At 69.5% G+C, this 18,113-nt stretch carries 13 protein-coding genes; 7 read left to right on the top strand and 6 right to left on the bottom strand.

The features are described 5' to 3' along the window. Positions 1 to 160: 160 nt before the first annotated feature. Positions 161 to 3,298: an isoleucine--tRNA ligase gene (gene ileS, locus FGD71_RS37885; protein ID WP_119105087.1), complete on the bottom strand. Its 3,138-nt coding sequence runs from the start codon at positions 3,296 to 3,298 to the stop codon at positions 161 to 163. A gap of 1,219 nt (positions 3,299 to 4,517) precedes the next feature. Between ileS and FGD71_RS37875 the strand changes: the two genes are divergently transcribed. From FGD71_RS37875 to FGD71_RS37855, 5 genes are all read left to right on the top strand, one after another. Further along, on the top strand, positions 4,518 to 5,660 hold the full coding sequence (locus FGD71_RS37875) for a TraR/DksA family transcriptional regulator (RefSeq protein ID WP_338120104.1): 1,143 nt from the start codon (positions 4,518 to 4,520) through the stop codon (positions 5,658 to 5,660). A gap of 87 nt (positions 5,661 to 5,747) precedes the next feature. Then, positions 5,748 to 6,446 (top strand): signal peptidase II, encoded by a 699-nt coding sequence (gene lspA / locus FGD71_RS37870; RefSeq protein ID WP_119105086.1) that lies wholly within the window; start codon positions 5,748 to 5,750, stop codon positions 6,444 to 6,446. Between the two features lie 44 nt (positions 6,447 to 6,490). After that, positions 6,491 to 7,435: an RluA family pseudouridine synthase gene (locus tag FGD71_RS37865; protein WP_119105085.1), complete on the top strand. Its 945-nt coding sequence runs from the start codon at positions 6,491 to 6,493 to the stop codon at positions 7,433 to 7,435. Next, a complete protein-coding gene (locus tag FGD71_RS37860) occupies positions 7,432 to 7,899 on the top strand; it encodes a GNAT family N-acetyltransferase (protein ID WP_119105084.1) in 468 nt (155 codons plus the stop codon). The genes FGD71_RS37865 and FGD71_RS37860 overlap by 4 nt, the downstream gene beginning before the upstream one ends. Positions 7,900 to 7,989: 90 nt before the next feature. Beyond that, positions 7,990 to 8,730: an SDR family NAD(P)-dependent oxidoreductase gene (locus FGD71_RS37855; RefSeq protein ID WP_119105083.1), complete on the top strand. Its 741-nt coding sequence runs from the start codon at positions 7,990 to 7,992 to the stop codon at positions 8,728 to 8,730. A gap of 44 nt (positions 8,731 to 8,774) precedes the next feature. Here the strand turns inward: FGD71_RS37855 and FGD71_RS37850 are convergent, their stop codons facing one another. Next, positions 8,775 to 9,902, bottom strand: a complete 1,128-nt coding sequence (locus tag FGD71_RS37850) for a mechanosensitive ion channel family protein (protein ID WP_119105082.1) — start codon at positions 9,900 to 9,902, stop codon at positions 8,775 to 8,777. Positions 9,903 to 9,986: 84 nt separating this feature from the next. On the opposite strand from FGD71_RS37850, the gene FGD71_RS37845 reads away from it, so the two are divergent. Then, positions 9,987 to 10,556 (top strand): dienelactone hydrolase family protein, encoded by a 570-nt coding sequence (locus FGD71_RS37845; RefSeq protein ID WP_119105081.1) that lies wholly within the window; start codon positions 9,987 to 9,989, stop codon positions 10,554 to 10,556. Positions 10,557 to 10,574: 18 nt separating this feature from the next. Here the strand turns inward: FGD71_RS37845 and FGD71_RS37840 are convergent, their stop codons facing one another. The 4 genes from FGD71_RS37840 to FGD71_RS37825 all read right to left on the bottom strand — a co-directional run bounded on the left by FGD71_RS37840 (position 10,575) and on the right by FGD71_RS37825 (position 15,276). After that, entirely contained in the window at positions 10,575 to 12,236 is a 1,662-nt protein-coding gene (locus tag FGD71_RS37840; RefSeq protein ID WP_119105080.1) for an alkaline phosphatase D family protein, read from the bottom strand. Positions 12,237 to 12,344: 108 nt separating this feature from the next. Further along, a complete protein-coding gene (locus FGD71_RS37835; RefSeq protein WP_119105079.1) occupies positions 12,345 to 13,145 on the bottom strand; it encodes a DsbA family protein in 801 nt (266 codons plus the stop codon). Between the two features lie 46 nt (positions 13,146 to 13,191). Then, positions 13,192 to 13,878 (bottom strand): hypothetical protein, encoded by a 687-nt coding sequence (locus FGD71_RS37830; RefSeq protein ID WP_119105078.1) that lies wholly within the window; start codon positions 13,876 to 13,878, stop codon positions 13,192 to 13,194. A gap of 69 nt (positions 13,879 to 13,947) precedes the next feature. Beyond that, positions 13,948 to 15,276 (bottom strand): DUF2252 domain-containing protein, encoded by a 1,329-nt coding sequence (locus FGD71_RS37825; RefSeq protein ID WP_119105077.1) that lies wholly within the window; start codon positions 15,274 to 15,276, stop codon positions 13,948 to 13,950. Positions 15,277 to 15,489: 213 nt separating this feature from the next. Between FGD71_RS37825 and dnaE the strand changes: the two genes are divergently transcribed. Further along, positions 15,490 to 18,113, top strand: a 2,624-nt coding sequence (gene dnaE / locus FGD71_RS37820) for a DNA polymerase III subunit alpha (RefSeq protein WP_119105076.1), incomplete at its 3' end; no start/stop codon positions are given.

The raw sequence follows: 18,113 nt of genomic DNA, 5'->3' as shown, positions 1-18,113 counted from the left end.
GCCGCGGCAGGCAACGTTTGCCCGTCAAGGAGCGGCGTCCGGTGCGTGCTCTCGGCGTGCCGGCCGGAAGTCCTCGTACTGGATGTACTTGGGCTTTCGGCCGGTGCGGCGAGAGGGCGTGCCGGGCGTCGCGACGGGGCGAACGTTGCCTGTCGGGGCACTAGACCTTGCGGAGGCGGAACGTCAGCGACAGCGGATCGTCCGTGAACGGGGCGCCGTACGCGTCGTCGGCCTCGCCCTGGGCGAAGTCCGTCGCGAGGACCTCCTCGGCGATGAGACCGGAGTGCTCGGTGAGGGCCGCGACGACCTTGGTGTCCGTGGAGGTCCAGCGCAGGGCGATACGGTCGGCCACGTCGAGGCCGCTGTTCTTGCGGGCCTCCTGGATCAGGCGGATCGCGTCACGGGCGAGGCCCGCCTGGCGCAGCTCCTCGGTGATCTCCAGATCGAGGGCCACCGTGGCGCCGGAGTCCGAGGCGACGGACCAGCCCTCGCGCGGGGTCTCCGTGATGATGACCTCGTCCGGGGCGAGCGTCACCGTCTCGCCGTCGACCTCGACCGAGGCCGTGCCCTCGCGCAGCGCCAGGGACAGAGCCGCGGCATCGGCTTCCGCGATGGCCTTGGCGACCGCCTGGACACCCTTGCCGAACCGCTTGCCCAGCGCGCGGAAGTTGGCCTTGGCGGTCGTGTCGACCAGCGAACCGCCGACCTCGCTCAGGGATGCCAGCGAGGAGACGTTCAGCTCCTCCGTGATCTGCGCGTGCAGTTCGCGGTCGAGCACCTCGAAGCCCGTCGCCGCGACCAGCGCGCGGGACAGCGGCTGGCGCGTCTTCACGCCCGACTCCGCGCGCGTGGCACGGCCCAGCTCCACGAGACGGCGTACGAGCACCATCTGCCGCGACAGCTCCGGGTCGATGACGGACAGATCCGCCTCCGGCCAGGACGACAGGTGTACGGACTCGGGGGCGCCCGCGGTCACCGGCACCACCAGGTCCTGCCAGACCCGCTCGGTGATGAACGGGGTCAGCGGGGCCATCAGCTTGGTGACGGTCTCGACGACCTCGTGCAGGGTGCGCAGCGCCGCCTTGTCGCCCTGCCAGAAGCGGCGACGGGAGCGGCGTACGTACCAGTTGGACAGGTCGTCGACGAACGCCGACAGCAGCTTGCCGGCGCGCTGGGTGTCGTACGCCTCCAGGGACTGGGTCACCTGGTCGGTGAGCGCGTGGAGCTCGGAAAGCAGCCAGCGGTCCAGGACCGGGCGGTCGGCCGGGGCCGGGTCGGCCTCCGACGGGGCCCAGCCCGACGTGCGGGCGTACAGCGCCTGGAAGGCGACCGTGTTCCAGTACGTCAGGAGCGTCTTGCGGACGACCTCCTGGATCGTGCCGTGGCCGACGCGGCGGGCCGCCCAGGGGGAGCCGCCGGCCGCCATGAACCAGCGGACAGCGTCCGCGCCGTGCTGGTCCATGAGCGGGATCGGCTGCAGCATGTTGCCCAGGTGCTTGGACATCTTGCGGCCGTCCTCGGCGAGGATGTGGCCCAGGCAGACGACGTTCTCGTACGACGACTTGTCGAAGACCAGCGTGCCGACCGCCATCAGCGTGTAGAACCAGCCGCGGGTCTGGTCGATGGCCTCGCAGATGAACTGTGCCGGGTAGCGGGCCTCGAACAGCTCCTTGTTCTTGTACGGGTAGCCCCACTGCGCGAACGGCATGGAACCGGAGTCGTACCAGGCGTCGATGACCTCCGGCACGCGAGTGGCCGTCTTGCCGCAGCCGTCGTGCGGGCACGCGAAGGTGACCTCGTCGATGTACGGGCGGTGCGGGTCGAGGTCCGACTGATCGGTGCCCGTCAACTCGGTGAGCTCGGCGCGGGAGCCGACGCAGGTGAGGTGGTCGTCCTCGCAGCGCCAGATGGGCAGCGGCGTGCCCCAGTAGCGGTTGCGGGACAGCGCCCAGTCGATGTTGTTGTTCAGCCAGTCGCCGTACCGGCCGTGCTTGACGGTGTCCGGGAACCAGTTGGTCTTCTCGTTCTCCTGCAGCAGGCGGTTCTTGACGGCCGTGGTGCGGATGTACCAGGACGGCTGCGCGTAGTAGAGGAGCGCCGTGTGGCAGCGCCAGCAGTGCGGGTAGCTGTGCTCGTACGGGATGTGCCGGAAGAGCAGGCCGCGGTCCTGAAGGTCCGCGACGAGCTTCTCGTCCGCCTTCTTGAAGAAGGCGCCGCCCACGAGGGGGACATCCTCCTCGAACGTGCCGTCCGGGCGGACCGGGTTCACCACCGGCAGCCCGTACGCCCGGCACACCTTGAGGTCGTCCTCACCGAAAGCGGGGGACTGGTGGACCAGACCCGTTCCGTCCTCGGTCGTGACGTATTCGGCGTTGACGACGTAGTGTGCCTCGGCCGGGAACTCCACCAGCTCGAACGGACGTTGGTAGGTCCAGCGCTCCATCTCGGCGCCGGTGAACGTCTGGCCGGTGCTCTCCCAGCCTTCGCCGAGGGCCTTCTCCACCAGGGGCTGCGCGACGACGAGCTTCTCCTCGCCGTTCGTCGCGACCACGTAGGTCACCTCGGGGTGTGCGGCGACGGCCGTGTTGGAGACCAGGGTCCAGGGGGTCGTCGTCCAGACCAGGAGCGCGGCCTCGCCCGCGAGCGGACCGGAGGTGAGCGGGAAACGGACGTACACGGAAGGGTCGACGACCGTCTCGTAGCCCTGCGCCAGCTCGTGGTCCGACAGGCCCGTGCCGCAGCGCGGACACCAGGGGGCGACGCGATGGTCCTGGACCAGCAGGCCCTTGTTGAAGATCTCCTTGAGCGACCACCAGACGGACTGGACGTACTCGGGGTCCATCGTGACGTACGCGTCCTCGAGGTCGACCCAGTAGCCCATGCGGGTCGTCAGCTCGGAGAAGGCGTCGGTGTGGCGGAGCACGGACTCGCGGCATTTGGCGTTGAACTCGGCGATGCCGTACGCCTCGATGTCCTTCTTGCCGGAGAAGCCCAGCTCCTTCTCCACCGCCAGCTCCACCGGAAGGCCGTGGCAGTCCCAGCCGGCCTTGCGGGCCACGTGGTAGCCCCGCATGGTGCGAAAGCGCGGGAAGACGTCCTTGAAGACGCGCGCCTCGATGTGGTGGGCGCCCGGCATGCCGTTGGCCGTGGGCGGGCCCTCGTAGAACACCCACTCGGGGCGGCCCTCGGACTGCTCGAGGCTCTTGGCAAAGATCTTCTGCTCGCGCCAGAAGTCGAGCACGGCGTGCTCGAGCGCGGGCAGGTCGACCTGGGCGGGCACCTGGCGGTACTGCGTCATCGATCTTCCTCCGGCGGATTTTCTTCCTTCCGTCGGAGGGACGAGAGTCGTGTTTCCACCTGCGCCGTGTGCGGCGCGCTCCCGCGGTACCACCCTCCTTGGCCCTCCGGGGCGCTGTGCGCTCCGGCGAGCCCCCTCATTGGGGTCGCGATGCCGGGTCTACCGGCCGCTGCCGGGGGGCTGCGGCTTTCTTCCGGCGGCTCCGGGGTGATCTTCACGTCGCGCTCGCCCCCGGGCTCGCACCGTCCCCGGGTCGCTCATGGCTGCGTACGTCGCTACTCGTCCCCATCCACGCTTTTCGCTCCGCCCAGTGTACGGCGCCGGACAGACAGCGGCCGACCGGTTTTCGGGGCCCGTGGGCCTGTGGGTGCGTCGGCCCGGTGGCGTGGGGAGACGTACTCACTGACCCGAATGGCGAGGCGCCGGTGTGTGCGTCCCAGGACAGTCGGCTCGGCGGATTACCCGGCGGGGAGCTGGGCACAACGCTTGCAGGCTCGCCGCGAGGCACCCGCGGGCCGGGTGAATCGGGCAGCGTGCCCCGTTGCCGCGGGCCAGAAGTCGATTTATCGTCCCAGCACGATTCACGAGCAAGATCACAATATGTGAAGGGGCTGCGGCCATGGTGGCGAAGAAGACCGCCGTACAGCAGCCGGCGTCCGGAAAAGCCACCGGGGCGGCGGGCGGCGCCGCGGCGGCCAAGGATGTGAGCGGCAGGAAGAGCATGCGGAGCGCCGCGACCACGGCGAAGCCGGTGAACCCGGCGAAGCCGGTGAAGACGGTTCGGGGGACGGTCGGCGGGGGTGCGGCGAAGGCCGAGAGGCCTCAAGGTGGTTCTGGTACCGCGGCCGACAGGCCCAGGAGGGCCGGGAAGCCGTCGGCGAGTGAGAAGACGACCGAGAAGACGACCGAGAAGCGGGCGAGCACCAAGAAGAAGGCGGGTACGAGGTCGGCCGCCTCGAAGAAGACAGGCGCTTCGAAGACCGGCGCTTCGCAGACGGCCGTCACGAAGACCGGCGTCACGAAAGCCGGAGCTACGAAGAGGGCGGTTGCCAAGCCGGCTGCCGCGAAGGCGGCCGACACGAAAGCGGGCGCCGGGACGAAGGCGGCCGCGAAGGCAGATGCTACGGAGGTGGCCGGTGCGAGAGCGGGCGCTACGAAGAAGGCAGCCGTGAAGACGGCCGCCGCGGAAGCGGGCGGTACGACAGCGGTCAAGAGCAGGGTGGGCGGGAGGAAGCCCGCCGCCAGGAGAGAGGCCGCCAAGGACACGGCCGTCACGCGGCCGGCCGCCACGAAGCCGACCGCCAGGAAAGTGGCCCATAAGGAACCGGCCGCCACGAAGGCGGCGGCTTCGAAGTCGGCCACCAGGAAGGCCACGGGTCCGGAACCAGCCACCAAGAAGAAGCCGGGGGCTTCGAAGCCGGCCGCCGAGAAGCCGGCGGCGAAGGAGGCGGTGGCAAAGAAGGCCGTGGCGACGAAGGCAGCTGCCAAGAAGACCGCGGTGGCGAAGAAGGCGGCCGCTCAGGAGGTGGCGGCCGAGAAGCCGGCGGTGCGGAAGGCGGCAGCGAAGAAGACCGCGGCGAGGAAGACCGCGGCGAAGAAAGCCGCTGTGAAGAAGACCGCCGTGAAGCAGGTCGCGGTGGGGGAGACCCCCGGTGAGGCCGCGAAGGCCTCGGTTGAGGGGACCGGGAACAAGAAGGCCGCGAGGAAGCGTGCCGGGGCGAAGGACGGCGGCGCGAAGCGCGCGGAGGGTGCCGTCACGGTGGGTGCCCCCGCGAAGCGGTCCTCCCGGAGTGCGGTCAAGAAGGGCACACGCACGGCCAAGAAGGCGGTCGCTACCGCGGCCGAGGGTGCGGCCGCGGCCGCGACGACGACGGGAGCCACGACAGTGGTTGCGAAGAAGACTCCTGGCACGGCCACGGCAGCGGGCAAGGCCACCGCGGTCCCCAAGGCGCGGATCGCGGAGCCGGGCGAGCTCGCGGTACGCCCCGGTGAGGACCCATGGACCCCGGAAGAGGTCGGGGAGGCACGTTCGGAGCTGCTCTCGGAGGCGCTGCGACTGCGCGCCGAGATCACGAACTCGGAGGAGTCCCTGGCGGGCCTGATGCGTGACTCCGGGGACGGAGCCGGCGACGACCAGGCGGACACGGGCACCAAGAACATCACGCGCGAGCACGAGATGGCGCTCGCGGCCAACGCCCGGGAGATGCTGGAACAGACGGAGCGCGCCCTCGAGCGCTTGGACGCGGGCACGTACGGGCTCTGCGAGAACTGCGGCAATCCGATCGGCAAGGCACGGATGCAGGCCTTCCCGCGCGCCACCCTGTGCGTCGAGTGCAAGCAGAAGCAGGAGCGGCGCTATTGATCGGCCCGGTGCGCTCCTGAGCGCGTGGGTGCGGGGAGTGGTGCCGTACTCTCGTCCTCAGTCAGGCACCTAGGTTGAGGGACTCACGTGGCAGAGGCGGAGCGCATCATCGGTACGCCGGATATCCCGGAGGCGGCGGGGACCGAGCCGGAGGACACCGAGCGGAGCGCGGCGTCGGGCGAGCGGTCCGACACCGAGGCGACGCAGGGCCCGGCCGAGCGGCCCGGCTCCGAGTCAGGCCCCGCGTCCGGCTCCGACTCCGGTGACGAGGAGACGGCGGCCCCGGCCGAGCGGCCCAGGGGGCGGCGCAGGATCGCTGTGCTGTTCACGGTCGCCGCACTGGCGTATGCCCTGGACCTCGTCAGCAAGATGATCGTGGTCGCGAAGCTGGAGCACCACGAGCCGATCGAGATCATCGGGGACTGGCTGCGGTTCGAGGCGATTCGCAACGCGGGCGCGGCCTTCGGTATCGGCGAGGCCTTCACCGTGATCTTCACGGTGATCGCGGCGTCCGTGATCGTGGTGATCGCCCGGCTGGCGCGCAAGCTCTACAGCCTGCCCTGGGCGATCGCGCTCGGCCTGCTGCTCGGCGGCGCGCTCGGCAACCTCACCGACCGGCTCTTCCGCTCGCCGGGCGTCTTCGAGGGGGCGGTCGTCGACTTCATCGCGCCCAAGGGCTTCGCGGTCTTCAACCTGGCGGACTCCGCGATCGTCTGCGGAGGCATCCTGATCGTGCTGCTGTCGTTCCGCGGCCTCGACCCGGACGGGACAGTCCACAAGAACTGAGCCGCCGGTACGGGGCTGTCGGACCTGTCCGGCATACTCGACGGGTGAGCCCGATTCCCGAGATCCGTACCCTGCCCGTGCCCGACGGCCTGGAGGGCGAGCGCGTCGACGCCGCCATATCCCGCATGTTCGGCTTCTCCCGTACGAAGGCGGCGGAGCTGGCCGCGGCAGGCAAGGTGCTGGTCGACGGCACGTTGGTCGGCAAGTCCGAGCGGGTGCGCGGCGGCGCCTGGCTGGAGGTCGAGATGCCGCAGGCGCCCGCCCCGGTGCAGATCGTCGCCGAGCCCGTCGAGGGCATGGAGATCGTGCACGACGACGAGGACGTGGTGGTGATCGTCAAGCCCGTCGGAGTCGCCGCGCACCCGAGCCCCGGCTGGTCCGGCCCCACAGTGATCGGCGGACTCGCGGCCGCCGGGTACCGGATCTCGACCTCGGGCGCCGCCGAGCGCCAGGGCATCGTGCACCGCTTGGACGTGGGCACGTCGGGACTGATGGCGGTCGCCAAGTCGGAGTACGCGTACACGTCGCTGAAGCGCCAGTTCAAGGAGCGCACGGTCGACAAGCGCTACCACACGCTGGTCCAGGGCCACCCGGACCCGACCAGTGGCACCATCGACGCGCCCATCGGCCGGCACCCGACCCACGACTACAAGTGGGCGGTCACGGCCGAGGGCAAGCCCTCCGTGACGCACTACGACCTGGTCGAGGCGTTCCGCGCGGCGTCGTTGCTCGACGTCAAGCTGGAGACCGGGCGCACGCATCAGATCCGTGTCCACATGGCGGCCCACCGGCATCCGTGTGTCGGCGACCTGACGTACGGCGCGGACCCGACCCTTGCCAAGCGGCTCGGGCTCAGCCGGCAGTGGCTGCACGCCGTGCGGCTCGGCTTCGAGCACCCCGGGGACGGTCAGTGGGTCGAGTTCGAGAGCGACTACCCCGCGGATCTGCAGAAGGCGCTGGACCGGGTGCGGGAGGAAAGCTACGCATGAGCGCCTCGTACGTGGTGCGGGTGGCCGAGGACCCGGCCGACCGTGAGGCCTGCTTCGCGGTGCGCAAGGAGGTCTTCGTCGTCGAGCAGCAGGTTCCCGAGGACCTGGAGTACGACGCGTACGACGCCGATGCCGTGCATGTCCTGGCCGTCCGCGAGGACGGGACGCCGATCGGTGCGGGGCGCCTTCTGTACGGCGAGGCAGTGGCCGCCAAGACCGGCGGTGACCCGTCGGTCGGGTCCCTCGGGAGGCTGGCCGTGTTGCGGTCCGCGCGCGGGCTCGGGGTGGGGATCGCACTCGTCCGCGCCGTCGAGGACGCGGCACGCGCGCGTGGGCTGACGGCGGTCGATCTGCACGCGCAGACGCACGCTCTGGGGTTCTACGAGCGGCTGGGGTATGCGGCGTACGGGCCGGAGCTCCCCGAAGCCGGGATACCGCATCGGTCGATGCGGCGCTCTCTCTAGCTTTCGGCGGCTTCGGCGACTTCGGTAGCTTCCGGTCACTTTCTTCCGTTTTCGGCCGACCCGTGGCTCAGCCTTCGTATGATCCCTCCCATGGCACGCAACGTAGTGATCAGCGGTGGCGGTACGGGGATCGGGCTCGCGACGGCCCGGGCCTTCGCGGCGGACGGGGATCAGGTGCTGCTGCTGGGACGGCGGGCCGAGGTGCTGGAGAAGGCCGGTGTGCCAGGGGCGCTCACCTACGCGGCCGATCTCAGTCAGGTCGACGGGGTGCGTGGGGTCGAGCGGTTCGTGGCCGCCGAGCTGGGCACGGTCGACGTACTCGTCCACAGCGCGGGTGGCGCCGGGCATCTCGAGCCGAAGGTCGGCAGTGACGACCCCCTGGTGGTCACCGCGTACAACTGGACCCTCAACTTCCGCCTCAACACACTGACCGCGGCCTTGCTCACGGAGGCGCTGGGGAAGCGGCTCGCGTCGCCCGGCGGACGGGTCCTGTTCCTCAGCTCGATCGCCGCGTACCGGGGTACCGGGAGCGGGGCGTACGCCGCGTCCAAGGCCGCGCTGCACCCGTACGCCTTCGATCTGGCCCGGCAGTTCGGGCCGCGCGGCATCACCGTGAACGTCGTGGCGCCCGGCTATGTCGAGGACACGGAGTTCTTCGGCGGGGCCATGGACGAGGCGCGCCGCGAGCGGCTGATCGCCGAGACCTCGACCGGGCGCGCCGGAACCCCCGGCGACATCGCCGAGACCCTCCACTGGCTGGCCTCACCGGCCGCCGGCCACATCACCGCCCAGGTCATCCAGGTCAACGGCGGCGCGGAACGCGGGCACTGACCTGGGTCCTGTCGTCAAACCCCACGGGAGTTCGACGACACCCCCTAGCCGCGGCCGGTCCGGGGTGGCTCGTGGATTCGATGCCGGCTCGAACGCAGCACCGCCCCGTCCGGTGACGAGCCGGACGAGGACGAACCGGGCGGCAGGATCGCGTCGGCCGTGTTGACGCGGGGCAGGGCGTGCGGATGGCGTTCGGTCAGCCAGCGGACCATCTGCTCGCGGACCGTGACGCGTACCGTCCAGACGTCGTCGGCGTCCTTCGCGGTCACCAGAGCGCGTACCTCCAAGGTGGAGGGGGTCGTGTCGGTCACGGCGAGGCCGTAGTCGCGGCCGTCCCAGGCAGGGCATTCACGCAGAATGTCCCGGAGCTTCTCGCGCATCTCCTCCACGGGCGCGCTGTGGTCGACGTGGAAGAAGACCGTGCCGGTCATCTGCGCGCCGCCGCGCGACCAGTTCTCGAAGGGCTTGGACGTGAAGTACGAGACCGGCATGGTGATCCGGCGCTCGTCCCAGGTACGTACGGTCAGGAAGGTCAGGGTGATCTCGTCGACCGTGCCCCACTCGCCGTCCACCACCACTGTGTCGCCGAGCCGCACCATGTCGCCGAAGGCGATCTGCAGCCCCGCGAAGAGGTTGCCGAGCGTGGACTGCGCGGCGACACCGGCGACGATGCCGAGGATGCCGGCCGAGGCCAGCAGCGAGGCGCCGGCCGCCCGCATGGTGGGGAAGGTGAGCAGCATCGCGGCCACCGCGACGACGCCGATGACCGCGGCGACCACGCGCTGGATCAGCGTCACCTGCGTACGGACGCGGCGCACCCGGGCCGGATCGCGGTGGGCGGCGGCGTAGCGGACGTACGTGGACTCGACGACCGCGACCGCGATGCGGATCACCAGCCACGCGGTCGAGCCGATGAGCACCAGGTTCAGTGCCTGGCCGATACCGGTCAGGTGGTTCTCCAGGATCCCGGCCTGGTCGTACGAGCCTCTGAGGGCGGCCGAGCACAGCACGAGCTGGAAGGGCACGCGGCCGCGGCGCAGGAGACCCCACAGGGGGGTCTCGCTGTGGCGGGCGTCCACCTGTTTCAGCAGGCGGTCCACGGCCCAGCCGACGAGCAGCATGAGCGCCAGCGAGCCGCCGACGACGATCAGTGGCCGGAGTATGTTCTCCATGCCCTCGACGGTAACGGGCGCGGACCCATCATGGACACGCGACCTCGGTCCGGACTTGTCAGTGCCGGGTGACAGCATGTCCTCATGAACGTCATGCTCTTTCACTCGACCTACGGGCTGCGGCCCGCGGTGCGTGACGCGGCGGACCGGCTGCGTGACGCGGGCCACGAGGTGTGGACGCCCGACCTCTTCGACGGGCGCGTCTTCGAGACCGTCGAGGAGGGCAGGGACTTCAAGGACGAGCTGGGCAAGGACGAGCTGCTCAAGCGCGCGATCCTGGCCGCCGCTCCCTACTCGGAGCGGGGTCTCGTCTATGCCGGATTCTCGCTCGGCGCCGCGACCGCCCAGACGCTGGCCCTGGGCGACGACAAGGCCCGCGGGCTCCTGCTGCTGCACGGCACCTCGGACATCGCCGAGAACGCGTCGGCGGACGAGCTGCCGGTCCAGCTGCATGTCGCCGAGCCGGACGCCTTCGAGCCCGACGACTGGCTGAGCGCGTGGTACCTCCAGATGCGCAAGGCGGGCGCCGACGTGGAGGTCTACCGATACGCGGGCGCCGGTCACCTCTACACGGACCCCGGCCTGCCCGACTACGACGAGGAGGCCGCCGAGGCCACCTGGCGGGTGGCGCTCGGCTTCCTCGACAGTCTCTGAGACGCCTCAGTTCACGCCTCAGTTCACCGGTGCGTACACCCGCTCGACCTTCTGCGTGCCGCTGCGCGTGCGGTACGAACGGGTCCAGGACGCCGTCGCGTCGGCGCGCGTGCGATCCGACAGGACGTAGTAGTCCATCTGCACGCGGTCGGCTGTGAGGTCCAGGACGCCGTAGCCGTGGCGGTCGGTGTCGACCCAGTGGACGTGCCGGTTGGCGGCGCGGATCAGCGGAGAGGCCACGGCCGAGATCGTGCCCTCGGGCGCCTTGACGATGTCGTCCAGGTTGTCGGAGGTGACGGATGTGACGACGAACTCGGTGGCGGCGGAGGCGGACAGCGGGTACGTACCGGCGTTGAGCGGCACATCGTTGGCCCAGGCCATATGGATGTCGCCGGTCAGGAAGACCGTGTTGCGGATGGCGTTGTTCCGCAGGTGCGCGAGCAGTTCGCGGCGGTCGTCGGTGTAGCCGTCCCACTGGTCGGTGTTGAGCGCGAGGCCCTCCCGCGGCAGTCCCAGCAGTTCGGCGAGCGGCGCCAGCAGGTCGGCGGGGAGCGAGCCGATGGCGAACGGCGCGATCATGACCGAGTTGCCGACCAGTCGCCAGGTGGTGTCCGAGGCCTTCAATCCCGCCTTCAGCCAGTCGAGTTGGGCCCGGCCGGTCAGCGTACGGTTCGGGTCGTCGACGCCGCCGCTGCCGGTCGACACCTGCTGCGAGCGGAAGGACCGCAGGTCGAGCAGCGAGAGATCGGCCAGCTTGCCGAAGCGCAGCCGGCGGTACGTGGTGCCCTCGATCGCCGGCCGGACCGGCATCCACTCGAAGTAGGCCTGCTTCGCGGCGGCCTGGCGGGCCGACCAGGTGCCCTCGGCGCCCTCGGTGTGGTTCTCGGCACCGCCGGACCAGGCGTCGTTGGCGAACTCGTGGTCGTCCCAGATGGCGATGACGGGGGCCGCGTGGTGCAGGGCCTGGAGGTCCGGGTCCGTCTTGTAACGGCCGTGCCGCGTGCGGTAGTCGGCGAGCGTGAGGATTTCGGTGGCCGGGGCGTGGGGGCGTACGACGGTGCCGCGGGCCGCGTACTCGCCGGTCGGGTACTCGTAGAGGTAGTCGCCCAGATGCAGCCAGGCGTCCAGGTCGCCGCGCGCGGCCAGGTGCCGGTACGCGGAGAAGTGACCGGCTTCCCAGTTGGCGCAGGACACGACGCCGAACCGCATTCCGGCCACGGCCGCGTCGGCGGCCGGGGCGGTGCGGGCGCGGGCGGCCGGCGAGTCGGTGCCGCCGCTGGAGAACCGGAACCAGTAGTCGGTGGCGGGCTTCAGGCCGCGTATGTCCGCCTTGACGGTGTGGTCGGAGGCGGCGGTCGCGGTCGTGGTGCCCTTGGTCACGATGTTCATGAACGCCTTGTCCGTGGCCACCGTCCAGGCGACCTCGACATCCGGGCCGAGCCCGGAGCCGGGCGTCGCCTCGGACGTGGGCGTCACGCGGGTCCACAGCAGGATGCCGTCGGGCAGCGGGTCACCGGAGGCGACCCCGTGCAGGAAGGCGGGGGCCTCGGCGGCCCGGGCCGGTATCGCGGCGGCGAGCGGCGCGGCGAACGCGGCGGTCGCGACGGCCGTCTTGACGACCGTACGGCGGCGCGGGGTGGGAGAGTCGGGGCTTGAGTGAGATCTGATGCGACGAGTCACGGCCGATCAGATTACGGATCAGTAGGGCCCTCGGTAAGGCTTTCGACCAGGCAGAAGAAGCCAAGGGCGGGCGATGTCAGAAGAGTTCGCCCGCCCTTACGCCGTGCGTTACTTGGTGACGCCCGCGTCCTTGAGCGCCGTCTCCCAGGCGGCGACGGAGCTGGGCACCTCGATCTTCTTGTTGTTGATCTTGATGCTGGGGGTCGAGTCGACGTCCTTGGCGGTGTCGAAGGTCTTGCTCATCTTCATCGCCCAGGCGTCGTACGTGCCCTTCTCGACGGCGTCCTGGAACTTCTTGTTGTTCTTCAGCGCGTCCACCGTGTCGGCCACCTTGATCAGGTAGCTGTCCTCGGCGAAGTCGTCCTTCGTCTCCTCCGGGTGGTACTTCGCCGAGTACAGCGCGGTCTTGTACTCCAGGAACGCGTCGGGGCTGACGTTCAGCGCGGCGCCGAGCGCGCTCAGCGCGTTCTTCGAGCCCTCGCCGGTGAGCTTGGGGTCGAGGAAGGTGCCGATGGTGAAGGAGAGCTTGTACTTGCCGTCCTCCATGCCCTTGTTGACGTTCTCGCCGATGGTCTGCTCGAACGAGGCGCAGGCCGGGCAGCGCGGGTCCTCGTAGAGGTGGACCGTGTTGCCGGTCTTGGAGTCGCCAATCACCACGGTGGTGCCGTTCTTGCCCGAGGTGTTGGCCGGGGCCACCACCTTCGCGTCGGCGGCCTTCTCCCACTTGGTGGGCTGGTTGTTCTGTACGACGGCGTAGCTGATGCCGCCGGCTATCGCGAGGACGCCGACGACGGAGCAGGCGACGATGACCTGACGCTTGATCTTGGCGCGCTTGGCCTGGCGCTCACGCTCCTGGCGCAGGCGCTCCCGTGCCGCGGTCTTCGCTGCCTGGCTGTTCCTCTTGCTCATGATGGTGTTCTCCGTGGTGATGGCGGGTGGGTGGGGACTGACGTGCTCAGGCGAAAGCTGCCGAGCACGGCGGTCCACGCCGTCCCAGGGAGTGCACGAAGAAGAGGCGCGTACGGGTCGCGGCCACCCGGCGCGTGGGGCGCGGCAGCCGGCGTACGGGAGGAAGCGGTGCGGTCACCGTGGCGACCGCGAGCAGCAGGGGCCGGAAGGTGGACGCGGCCACCGCGGCCAGGAGCTGGGCCAGGGCCCGCTCGCCGCGCCGCAGCCAGGCGGCCGCGAGCAGGCCGACGCCGACGTGCGCGCCGAGCAGCAGCCACGCGGCGGCCGGGTCGGCCTGAGCGAGAAGGTCGGCGGCCCGGTGGCCGTCGCCCGTCACCCGCGCCAGCGGCGTGCCGACCTCGCCGCCGCCGCACAGGACATCGAAGCCGACCGAGCGCAGCGGGCCCGCGACCGGGCCGCCCGCCCTGCCGTAGCAGGCGTGCTGGCCCGTGGTGAACAGCGTGTCGGCGGCCAGCTCCAGCGGGATCAGCAGGCCCGCGATCCGCCCGAAGCCGCGCTCGCGGCCCGCCAGCGCGTACGCGATGACGAAGACGGCGGCAGCGATCGCGGCCACGGTGGTGAGTGGCAGTGGAACGCGGGACAGCAGCACGTGCGACGCGACGGAGAGCGTCACGACGACTGCCGTGAACAGCGCTGCCCGTACGGCTCTCAGCTGGGTCCCGGATATGTCCATAGCGGTGGAGAGTTTGTCACGTAGTCCCGTAAAGGGTCCTTAAAAGGTCTCTGTGAGTCGGTGGGGCGGCTACAGACCCGGGATCCGACCGTTGCGGAACAGGTCCACGAAGATCTGGTGGTCGGCACGCGCGCGTGCCCCGTACGCGTGGGCGAAGTCCACCAGCAGGTCTCCGAAGCCGGACTCGTCCGCCGCGATCGCCGCGTCGATGGCCCGCTCGGTGGAGAACGGCACGAGCTCGGAGTGCCCGCTCTCGTCGTCCGCCGCCGCGTGCATGGTGGCCGTGGCCCGGCCCAGGTCGGCGACGACCGCCGCGATCTCCTCCGGGTCGTCGATGTCGCCCCAGTCCAGGTCCACCGCGTACGGCGACACCTCGGCGACCAGCTGGCCCGCGCCGTCCAGCTCGGTCCAGCCGAGCCACGGGTCGGCGTGCGCCTGGAGAGCCCGCTGCGAGATCACCGTGCGGTGGCCCTCGTGCTGGAAGTACTCGCGGATCGCCGGGTCCGTGATGTGCCGCGAGACGGCGGGGGTCTGGGCCTGCTTGATGTAGATCACGACGTCGTTCTCCAGGGCGTCGGTGGCGCCCTCCAGGAGGATGTTGTACGACGGCAGGCCGGCCGAGCCGATGCCGATGCCGCGGCGGCCCACGACGTCCTTCACGCGGTACGAGTCCGGGCGGGCCAGGGACGACTCCGGAAGCGTCTCCAGGTAGCCGTCGAAGGCCGCGAGCACCTTGTAGCGCGTGGCCGCGTCCAGCTCGATGGAGCCGCCGCCCGGCGCGAAGCGGCGCTCGAAGTCGCGGATCTCGGTCATCGTCTCCAGCAGCCCGAAGCGGGTCAGCGAGCGCGCGTCACGCAGCGCGTCCAGGAGCGGGCCCTGAGCCGTGTCCAGCGTGAAGGGCGGCACCTCGTCGCTCTTGGCGCCCGTCGCGAGCGCGTGGATCCGGTCGCGGTACGCGGCCGCGTACGTCCGCACCAGCTCGGTGATCTGCTCGTCGCTGAGCGCCTTCGCGTAACCGATCAGCGCCACGGAGGCCGCGAGGCGCTTGAGGTCCCAGGTGAAGGGGCCCACGTACGCCTCGTCGAAGTCGTTCACGTTGAAGATCAGGCGGCCCTGGGCGTCCATGTACGTGCCGAAGTTCTCGGCGTGCAGGTCGCCGTGGACCCACACCCGTGAGGTGCGCTCGTCCAGGTATGGTCCGCCGCGTTTCTCCTCTTCCAGGTCGTGGTAGAAGAGGCACGCCGTTCCCCGGTAGAAGGCGAAGGCCGAGGCGGCCATCTTCCGGAACTTCACGCGGAACGCGGCCGGGTCGGCGGCGAGCAGCTCGCCGAAGGCGGTGTCGAAGACGGCGAGAATCTGTTCGCCGCGTTGCTCGGCGTTGAGCTGCGGATCCGACATCGCTTGGTGCCTCCAGGTGCAGGTGACGCATGACAAGTGGGACGGCTCTGGCCGTCCCCTTCCAACGGATGACGGTACGCCCAAGTGCCCGTCTCCCTCATGGGAACGTACGTGGGGGAGCCCTCGGATTGTCAGTGTCGAGGCATAGACTTCGACGCTGTCCACCAAACTGTCCGCAAGCCGTCGCCATTCGTATTCCTGGAGGCCGAAGCCGTGTCAAAGCCGCCGTTCACGCACTTGCACGTTCACACCCAGTACTCGTTGCTGGACGGTGCCGCGCGGCTGAAGGACATGTTCAACGCCTGCAACGAGATGGGCATGACGCACATCGCCATGTCCGACCACGGCAACCTGCACGGGGCGTACGACTTCTTCCACTCGGCGCAGAAGGCCGGGGTGACGCCGATCATCGGGATCGAGGCGTATGTGGCGCCGGAGTCGCGGCGTAACAAGCGGAAGATCCAGTGGGGGCAGCCGCATCAGAAGCGGGACGATGTGTCCGGCTCGGGTGGCTACACGCACAAGACGATCTGGGCGGCGAACAAGACCGGGCTGCACAATCTGTTCCGGCTGTCCTCGGACGCGTATGCGGAGGGCTGGCTGCAGAAGTGGCCGCGTATGGACAAGGAGACGATCGCCCAGTGGTCGGAGGGGCTGATCGCCTCCACGGGGTGTCCGTCGGGTGAGTTGCAGACCCGTCTGCGGCTGGGGCAGTTCGACGAGGCGCTGAAGTCGGCGGCGGAGTACCAGGACATCTTCGGCAAGGACCGGTACTTCCTGGAGTTGATGGACCACGGCATCGAGATCGAGCGGCGGGTGCGTGACGGTCTGCTGGAGATCGGCAGGAAGCTGGGCATCCCGCCGCTGGTGACCAATGACTCGCACTACACGTACGCGCACGAGGCGACGGCGCACGATGCGCTGCTGTGCATCCAGACGGGCAAGAACCTCTCCGATCCGGACCGGTTCCGTTTCGACGGCACGGGCTATCACCTGAAAACCACGGACGAGATGTACGCCATCGACTCCTCGGAGGCCTGGCAGCAGGGGTGTGCCAACACGCTGCTGGTGGCCGAACAGGTCGACACGACCGGCATGTTCGAGTCGAAGAACCTCATGCCGAAGTTCGACATCCCGGAGGGGTTCACCGAGGTCACCTGGTTCCAGGAGGAGGTGCGCCGCGGCATGGCGCGCCGCTTCCCCGGCGGCGTCCCCGAGGACCGCCAGAAGCAGGCCGAGTACGAGATGGACGTCATCATCCAGATGGGGTTCCCGGGGTACTTCCTCGTCGTCGCCGACTTCATCATGTGGGCCAAGGAGCAGGGCATCGCGGTCGGCCCCGGACGAGGCTCCGCGGCCGGATCGATCGTCGCGTACGCCATGGGCATCACCGACCTCGACCCGATTCCGCACGGTCTGATCTTCGAGCGGTTCCTCAACCCCGAGCGCGTCTCCATGCCGGATGTCGACATCGACTTCGACGAGCGCCGGCGCGTCGAGGTGATCAGGTACGTGACGGAGAAGTACGGGGCCGACAAGGTCGCCATGATCGGCACGTACGGCAAGATCAAGGCGAAGAACGCGATCAAGGACTCCGCGCGGGTGCTGGGCTACCCGTACGCGATGGGCGACCGGCTCACCAAGGCCATGCCCGCCGACGTGCTCGGCAAGGGCATCGACCTGAACGGCATCACCGACCCCTCGCACCCGCGGTACAGCGAGGCGGGCGAGATCCGCGGGATGTACGAGAACGAGCCGGACGTGAAGAAGGTCATCGACACCGCCAAGGGTGTCGAGGGTCTGGTCCGGCAGATGGGTGTGCACGCGGCCGGCGTGATCATGTCCAGCGAGCCCATCGTCGACCACGCCCCGATCTGGGTGCGGCATACCGACGGCGTGACCATCACGCAGTGGGACTACCCGCAGTGCGAGTCGCTCGGCCTCCTGAAGATGGACTTCCTGGGCCTGCGCAACCTCACGATCATGGACGACGCCATCAAGATGGTGAAGGCCAACAAGGGCATCGACCTGGAGATGCTCTCCCTCCCGCTGGATGACCCCAAGACCTTCGAACTGCTCTGCCGCGGTGACACCCTCGGCGTCTTCCAGTTCGACGGCGGCCCGATGCGCTCGCTGCTCCGCCAGATGCAGCCCGACAACTTCGAGGACATCTCCGCCGTCTCGGCCCTCTACCGGCCGGGCCCGATGGGCATGAACTCGCACATCAACTACGCGGAGCGCAAGAACGGCCGCCAGGAGATCACGCCGATCCACAAGGAGCTGGAGGAGCCGCTCGAGGAGGTCCTGGCGGTCACCTACGGCCTGATCGTCTACCAGGAGCAGGTGCAGAAGGCCGCCCAGATCATCGCCGGATACTCGCTCGGCGAGGCCGACATCCTGCGCCGCGTCATGGGCAAGAAGAAGCCCGAGGAGCTGGCGAAGAACTTCGTCCTCTTCCAGGACGGCGCCCGCAAGAAGGGCTATTCCGACGAGGCGATCCAGGCCCTGTGGGACGTGCTGGTCCCCTTCGCCGGCTACGCGTTCAACAAGGCCCACTCCGCCGCGTACGGACTGGTGTCGTACTGGACGGCGTATCTGAAGGCGAACTACCCGGCCGAGTACATGGCCGCGCTGCTCACCTCGGTCAAGGACGACAAGGACAAGTCGGCCGTCTATCTGAACGAGTGCCGTCGCATGGGCATCAGGGTGCTGCCGCCGGACGTCAACGAGTCGATGTCCAACTTCGCCGCACAGGGCGACGACGTGATCCTCTTCGGACTGTCCGCGGTCCGCAACGTCGGCACCAACGTCGTCGAAGCGATCATCCGCTGCCGCAA

This window comes from Streptomyces sporangiiformans, from assembly GCF_005768555.2.
In the GTDB taxonomy this organism is placed as follows: Bacteria; Actinomycetota; Actinomycetes; order Streptomycetales; family Streptomycetaceae; genus Streptomyces; species Streptomyces sporangiiformans.
This window is presented reverse-complemented; position numbering and strand designations above follow the sequence as displayed.

Bases quoted from the DNA above. Each gene is read 5' to 3' on its own strand.
- FGD71_RS37855 (WP_119105083.1), top strand. From the start codon at position 7,990: ATGGCACGCAACGTAGTGATCAGCGGTGGCGGTACGGGGATCGGGCTC.
- FGD71_RS37830 (WP_119105078.1), bottom strand. From the start codon at position 13,878: ATGGACATATCCGGGACCCAGCTGAGAGCCGTACGGGCAGCGCTGTTC.
- FGD71_RS37845 (WP_119105081.1), top strand. From the start codon at position 9,987: ATGAACGTCATGCTCTTTCACTCGACCTACGGGCTGCGGCCCGCGGTG.
- FGD71_RS37850 (WP_119105082.1), bottom strand. From the start codon at position 9,902: ATGGAGAACATACTCCGGCCACTGATCGTCGTCGGCGGCTCGCTGGCG.
- FGD71_RS37860 (WP_119105084.1), top strand. From the start codon at position 7,432: ATGAGCGCCTCGTACGTGGTGCGGGTGGCCGAGGACCCGGCCGACCGT.
- FGD71_RS37825 (WP_119105077.1), bottom strand. From the start codon at position 15,276: ATGTCGGATCCGCAGCTCAACGCCGAGCAACGCGGCGAACAGATTCTC.
- ileS (WP_119105087.1), bottom strand. From the start codon at position 3,298: ATGACGCAGTACCGCCAGGTGCCCGCCCAGGTCGACCTGCCCGCGCTC.
- FGD71_RS37835 (WP_119105079.1), bottom strand. From the start codon at position 13,145: ATGAGCAAGAGGAACAGCCAGGCAGCGAAGACCGCGGCACGGGAGCGC.